We start from the raw sequence: 6,396 nt of genomic DNA on the forward strand, positions 1-6,396 counted from the left end.
CGAGCCTAGCTAGAGCGCAGTGCCGATCGTGGATCACGCGCGGAAGGCTGTTGACGAACTATCAATCTACGCTCAAACTGAGCGTGAAACTGGTAACGAGGGGAGTGTTTGGCATGGCAGGCATGACCGACCCGGGAGACGGGATGAGACCCGCATCAGTCGACGAGCGAGCAGTCAGTGGACCGCGGGGAGGGCGTCCGGCCTTCTTCACAGCGGCTGAGACCGCCGAGATTCTCCGGCTGGACGAGTCGACGTTGTACCGGCACCTGCGTAGCGGGAGCTTTCCCGGGCTCAAGATCGGCGGCCGGTACGTGGTGCCGGGCGCGGTGATCGACCGCCTTGTCGACGACGTCCTCGTCACCGGGAAATGCGTCGACCTCGGGGACTGGACCACGCAGTGGCGCCATGACCAGGTCGCTGCGCTCGCTCGATTGACCGCAGCTGAGGTCGAGCTGCCCGGGGGTGTCGCGTGAGCAGTGTCGGTGTGCTGATTCTGTTCGCGATCGTGGGTGCGGTGATCTGCGCGAAGTGCCGAGTCCCGATGGGTGCGGTGGTGTTCTCGCTGGTCGCGTTGGTGTTGTTCGTGGCGACTCCGGCGGGGCAGGGGTTGCCGGAGGCGGTGGCGTCGTTCCTGTCGACGGTGGACGACTCGACCACCCCGGCTCTCAACCACCAGCCGCCGGCGGGTTCGGAGGCGGTCGGATGACCGCCGCGCGCAACGAGGTCAGGAACTGGCGCGCGGACGCGCTGTGTGTCCAGGTCGACCCGGACTTGTTCTTCCCCGAGACCGACCGGGGCACCGAGTTCGACCGGCAGGTCACCGCGGCGAAGCGGATCTGCGCGGGCTGCCCGGTCCGCACCCAATGCCTCGACTACGCACTACGGGTGCTGCCGGAGGGCATCGCCGGCGGCACGACCCCGGCCGAACGGACCGCGCTGCGCCGCCAGCGTGGCGTCGAGTTGGTGGACGCGCGGGTTGGGCTGCTCCCGCCGGACGGGCAGCGGGAGCGGGCCGCGGCCGGCCGCAGCGCGGCTGCGGCGGGGATGAGCGCGTCGGAGTTGATGCGCCGCTTCGGCGTGGTCCGGGAAACGGCGCAGCGCTGGCGCTCCGACGCCCGCCACGCAGCCCAGGCACCCACTTACACAGGCGGGGTCGGGGAGGGGAGTCCGGCGGCTACCGGAGCTCCCCTCCGAATCTCCACAGCACAGCAGGCCCTGGCAGGCAACACAGCACCGGAAGGACACGAACACTAGATGAACACCCACACGAACGACCACGACCCCGACACCCCCGAAGCCGCCCGCGAGGCCCGCGCCGGGGCGAAGGCCTGGCGCGCCACGGTCCTGGCCCAGCGCACGGCGGAGCCGGACCACGCCGACTTCTACGCGATGACCGCCGACGTCGTCGACACCCTGGCCGCCGTGGCGAGCCTGGCCGAGGTGTGGGCCTGGCAGGTCGCCCACTACGGCGACACCCGCCCCGTCTACGACGACTCGCGGGTGGTCGACCCGCGCGAGCGTCTCGACGCGGCGGCGATGGACCTGCACGAGCTCGCCGCCCGGCTGCGCAGCGCGGACCGGATCGCGAACACCTTCTGGTCCCGGATCAGCCACATCGGCGTCGACGAATCCGCCGACAACACCGGCACCGACTCCGACGGCTCGATCGATTGCGCGCAGGTCCCTGCGGAGGTGACCCGGTGAGCGCGCCGACGTCGTCGACCTCGGCGGTGATCGGGCTGCGCCGGTGGGCGCGCGGGAACAGCCCCCACGTGGGGGCGGCGGTCGGGTTGCTGATCGTGCACGGCACCTGGCCGGCCCGCGAGGAGTTCCGCGAATCGTGCATCGAGCGCGACCGCGACGGGACCTGCTGCATCGACTGGACCCGCGCCCGCGCCGCGTTCGACGGCGGCGAGTTCGGGAAGGCGTCGACGAGTGAGATCGCGGTGCTGGATTTGGCGATCGCGTTGGGTCAGGACCGGTTCCGGTTCTCCCGGATGGGCCCGGCCAATGCCCGGGCGATCACTGACACCGTTGCCTATGCCCTGGGGGTGCTGCGATGAGTCTCTGGACCTTCTTCATCCCGGTCGCCGCGGTGGCCGGCACGGTGATCGCGGCCAAGCGCGGGGCGACCGTGCTGGCAATCTGTCTCGGCCTGGTCGCCTTACTGCCCCTCGCCGCGTTGGCCACGGCGGTCGGACTTCCGGTGCTGCTGCTGTCTGCCGGCGCAGGCGGGTTGTGGCTGTGGCACTGGTGGACGCGCTCGTCGTCGACGGTGAAGCGCTGGGGATCGCGGACGCGGCGCAAGTCCGGAGTTGCCTCGACCCTCGACGTTGTCCGCCACGCCGGCAGTGGTGCGATGCGCCGCCGCGCCGGCGCGGTCCGCCCGTCGCTGGCCGGGATGGACCGCCGTGACCTTTGCCGGTTGCCGGTGGCGGAGGTGGCGGTGCGGTTGTGCCGCACCGGGTTGTTGTGGGTGTGGTCCTCGGTCGAGGACGTCACCCTGATCTTCGGTGGCCCGCGGACAGGGAAGTCGGGGTGGCTGGCCGGGCAGGTCCTCGATGCCCCCGGCGCCGTGCTGGTCGCCTCGACCCGCGCGGACCTCTACGACCTGACGTCGACCGTGAGGTCGGGTCGTGGACCGGTGTGGGTGTTCAACGCCGTCGGCCTCGCCGGGCTGCCCTCGACGGTCACCTTCGACCCGGTGTCGGGTTGCGCGGACCCGGTCATGGCCGGGGAGCGCGCGACGGACATGTTGGCCGCGACGACGCGGGCGGGGGCGTCGGGGGATCGGGAGTTCTGGGATGCCCAGGGCCGTCGTGTCCTGGCCGCGCTCCTGCACGCCGCCGCCCTCGGTTCGAAGACGATGCGTGACGTCCTCGGGTGGCTGGCCGATCCCGAGGCCGCGTCGCGGGAAGTGACGGTCCTGCTGCGGCGCAGCCCCGAGCCGGCGTTCGAGCTCGACCTCGGACAGTTCCTGGGCACGAACGACCGCACCCGGTCCTCGATCACCTCGACGATCATGCCCGCCCTCGGCTGGCTCACCAGCCCCGTAGCATCGGCCGCGGCCGGGCTGGGGGAGGAGCGACCGTGGGCCCGCCCGCTCAACGTCGACGAACTCCTCGCCACCAACGGCACCGTCTACCTCCTCGGCGGTGAGGAGGCCCAGGTCGCTCCGTTGGTGTGTGCGTTGACCGGGCACATCGCCCGGGCCGCCCGCCGCACCGCCGCCACCCGCCCCGGCGGCCGGCTCGACCCGCCGCTGCGGCTGGCGCTGGACGAGGCGGCGCTGATCTGCCCTGTCCCGCTGGAGTCGTGGACGGCGGACATGGGTGGGCGTGGGGTGAACATCATCTGCGCGTTCCAGTCCCGCGCCCAACTCCTCGCCCGCTACGGCACTCACGACGCGGCGACGATCCTGAACAACTCGGGCTCGATCATGGTGTTCGGCGGCACCCGTGACCGCGACGATCTGCAGTTCTGGTCCACCCTGACCGGGGAACGCGACGAACCTGCCGACGCGGTCGACCCGGCTCGGAACAGAACCGCGAGGGGGACGCGGAAGACGGCGGTGCTCTCACCGGCGCAGATCGCGAACCTCCCGGCTGGGCGGGTGCTGGTGATCCGTCGGGGGATCCCGCCGGTGATCGGGCGGGCGCAGATGATCTGGCAGCGCCGCGAGGTCCGATGGGCCCAGTTCGCCGACGACCACCCCGAGCTCGTCGAACCCCTCGAGCAGATCGCCGCCTGGTGGCGGGCGCTGCCGGCGCGGATCAGCCTCCGCGTCGGTCGCCTCGTTCGGCGTCGTGAGGTGGCCCGCCCGATCCGCGGGGTGCTCACCGCCGGCCCACACGAGCCAGCGCAGGGACGGCCGCGGCTGGTCGTGGTCGACGCCCTTCCGCTCGACGACGAGGACGACCGGGACCGACGCCCCACCGGCTGACCCACTCCGCATGACGCCCGTCGCGGCCAGGCCCGCCCCAGTAACGGGTCGGCTTGGCCGCGGCGCGCCACGAATATCTGGAGAATCCTGATGAGCTCGAACAATCCACCGGCGAACCCAGGCGCAGGCGACGAGGGCGGCTGGTCCGGGCCGGTCGCCGGGCTGGCCCGGCTTGTCGACGGCCTGCGCCGCGACATCGACCCCCTCACCACACTGCCCGCGCGGGTGGACGAGCTGGCCGAGGTCCTCGCCCGGCTCTCCGAAACCGTCGCCTCGATCGCGACCCGCCGCAACGCCAGCCCCGCCCCCACCTGGCTGCTCGCCCCCACCAACCCCGACGACACCACCGCCCTGCTCGACGACCTCACCGCCTGGCTGGCCGCGATCTACCTCCGATACCCCGACGGGGCCGCAGTGCTACCGGACTGCTGGGTATGGCACCCCGACGTCGTCGAGGAACTCGTCTGGTTGATGCACGCCTGGTCCGCCGCCTACCAAGGCCCCGCCGCCTCCGTCGCACTGGCCGGGGACTGGCACGACCGGCAGAGGCCGGGCGTGGTGCGGCGCGTCCGGCAGAACGTCGGGTCCTGCTCGGTCGAGCGTCACCAGACCCGCGGCGGCCGCCCACCACTCACCGCCACGGCCCCCGCGGTCCCGGCACACGGACAGCTGGCCGAGATCGCCGCCTGGTGGGCCACCGCGCGTGAGAACTGCCCGCCCGAACCCGCCGGCCAGAGCGTGAACGGAGCCCACCGATGACCACACCCACCAACGCCCACGACTCCACCCCACAGCGTCCGGAGCCGCGGTCATATCTGGTTGAGCGCGACGTCGACGCGATCGAAGCGCTGCTCGGCGGCTGGATCGCCGCGACCCGGCCCGGCGTCGACATCCCGCTGCTGGGCACCTCAGACTGGGTCGCCGGCGACGACACGACGCAGCGGGCTGCGGTCGCGGTGTTCGTGCTCGGCTGCCTGGTCGAGCGCGACCCGATCATCATCGCCGCCCGCCTCGCTGCCGAGACCGCGATCCTGCGCGCGTCACGGATGGCCGCCGCCCGGCAGGCCTCGCACGCGATCTCCGCCGGCGCCGATTGGACCGCGCTTGCGCAGCGACTGGTCCAGCGCGACCGGATCGCCCGCCACGACCGGCTCCGCCGATGACCCCCCACGACGCCAACAGCGGGGGGAGCCGGTGGGTGCTATGGCTGCCCGGCCTGATCGTCGCCCTGGGCGCGGCGGCCGCGACCGCCCACGGCTTGTTCGAGGTCGCGGTGGCCGCGCGGGTCCCGACGTCGATCGCGTGGATCTACCCGCTGATCACCGACGGGCTCGCCGTCGTCGCCTACACCGCCACCGCCCGCCTGCACGGTTCCGCCCGCGGCTACGCCTGGGCCGTCGTCGTCCTGTCCGCCGGGCTGTCCGGCCTCGCGCAGGCGGTGTTCCTCGCCAGCGATCTCCCACCCGCGATCCCGACCGAGGCGGTGGGGGAGGCCGGTGGGTTGGCGGTGCCGGGGGCGCTGCGGTTCGGGATCGGCGCGTGGCCGGCGATCGCCGCCGCCCTCGCCGCGCACCTGCTCCACCTCCTCGCCGCCGACCCCGACCCAACGACGAGTACGACCGCGAGCCCGGCCACGGCCGGTGGGCGTTCAGGCGTTCAGTCGCCCGTTCAGAGTTCAGCGGTCAGCGTTGAACAGGTCCCGTTGAACAGTTCAAAGCAGCGTTCAACCCGTTCAACCGGCGACCCGGACGCGTTGACCGCGCCCCTGCCGGTCCTCGAATCCGGCCTCCACCGGACCTACGAGCTCGACGAGTTGAACGACGCCGATGCGGTGGTCACTCCGTTCATTGGACGGGCTGAACGCAGCCCCACACGCGGTGCCGAGGCCCCGGCGCGGGATCGGGCGCTGGCCGCCGCGGCGCGGCTGGCCGCCCGCAACGGCTCTCTCCCGACGGTGTCGGAGGTCGAGGCCGAGGCCGGGGTCTCCCGCGGCACCGCCGCGACCGTCCTCAAGACCCTGCGCGACCACCCGCACCCGTCCCCGCACCCGCGCGGCACCGCCGCGCACACGCCGGACCGCAACTACGACACCGAGCACGAGGACACCGAGCCATGACCACCACAGCTCCCCAGCACCGACCCTGCACTCACCTCACGAACGACCAGAGCATGACCACTCAGCACTCCAGCAAGCCCGACAGAGCCACCGAAACAGACTCAACAGCTACAAGATCAAAGCCATCACACCTATGCATCACGATCCGAGGGTGCGGTCCGGCCTCCGGCCGTCCGCGGACACAGCAACAGCCCGTTGATCTTGCTGACGGCGGGTCTGTCTCGTGATCGGTGTTTCCGGCGTCGTTGTCAGTAGGTCTCGGCTCCCGGCCATCGGTCACCGAACGTGATGGCAAATGCGTTGATCACAGGCTTCCACCGCATCGTCCACTTGGTGC

At 71.9% G+C, this 6,396-nt stretch carries 9 protein-coding genes; all 9 read left to right on the forward strand.

What is annotated here, in order from left to right; genetic code table 11:
- Positions 1-83 precede the first annotated feature (83 nt).
- A complete protein-coding gene (locus AB7F12_RS29985; RefSeq protein WP_428500132.1) occupies positions 84-473 on the forward strand; it encodes a helix-turn-helix domain-containing protein in 390 nt (129 codons plus the stop codon).
- The gene (locus AB7F12_RS29990) at positions 470-706 is read left to right on the forward strand and encodes a hypothetical protein (RefSeq protein WP_428500131.1); all 237 of its coding nucleotides are present in this window, start codon (positions 470-472) and stop codon (positions 704-706) included. Before AB7F12_RS29985 ends, AB7F12_RS29990 begins: the two co-directional genes overlap by 4 nt.
- On the forward strand, positions 703-1,254 hold the full coding sequence (locus AB7F12_RS29995) for a WhiB family transcriptional regulator (protein ID WP_428500130.1): 552 nt from the start codon (positions 703-705) through the stop codon (positions 1,252-1,254). The genes AB7F12_RS29990 and AB7F12_RS29995 overlap by 4 nt, the downstream gene beginning before the upstream one ends.
- Positions 1,255-1,704 carry a hypothetical protein gene (locus AB7F12_RS30000; RefSeq protein WP_428500129.1) on the forward strand — a complete coding sequence of 150 codons (450 nt, stop codon included), beginning with the start codon at positions 1,255-1,257 and terminating at the stop codon, positions 1,702-1,704.
- The gene (locus tag AB7F12_RS30005; protein WP_428500128.1) at positions 1,701-2,063 is read left to right on the forward strand and encodes a hypothetical protein; all 363 of its coding nucleotides are present in this window, start codon (positions 1,701-1,703) and stop codon (positions 2,061-2,063) included. The genes AB7F12_RS30000 and AB7F12_RS30005 overlap by 4 nt, the downstream gene beginning before the upstream one ends.
- Positions 2,060-3,943, forward strand: a complete 1,884-nt coding sequence (locus tag AB7F12_RS30010) for a type IV secretory system conjugative DNA transfer family protein (protein ID WP_428500127.1) — start codon at positions 2,060-2,062, stop codon at positions 3,941-3,943. Before AB7F12_RS30005 ends, AB7F12_RS30010 begins: the two co-directional genes overlap by 4 nt.
- 90 nt (positions 3,944-4,033) lie before the next feature.
- Positions 4,034-4,702: a hypothetical protein gene (locus AB7F12_RS30015; RefSeq protein WP_428500126.1), complete on the forward strand. Its 669-nt coding sequence runs from the start codon at positions 4,034-4,036 to the stop codon at positions 4,700-4,702.
- The gene (locus AB7F12_RS30020; protein WP_428500125.1) at positions 4,699-5,106 is read left to right on the forward strand and encodes a hypothetical protein; all 408 of its coding nucleotides are present in this window, start codon (positions 4,699-4,701) and stop codon (positions 5,104-5,106) included. Before AB7F12_RS30015 ends, AB7F12_RS30020 begins: the two co-directional genes overlap by 4 nt.
- Before the next feature lie 35 nt (positions 5,107-5,141).
- Positions 5,142-6,059: a hypothetical protein gene (locus AB7F12_RS30025; RefSeq protein ID WP_428500124.1), complete on the forward strand. Its 918-nt coding sequence runs from the start codon at positions 5,142-5,144 to the stop codon at positions 6,057-6,059.
- Positions 6,060-6,396: the final 337 nt, after the last annotated feature.

Source organism: Pseudonocardia sp. (assembly GCF_050250275.1).
GTDB lineage: Bacteria > Actinomycetota > Actinomycetes > Mycobacteriales > Pseudonocardiaceae > Pseudonocardia.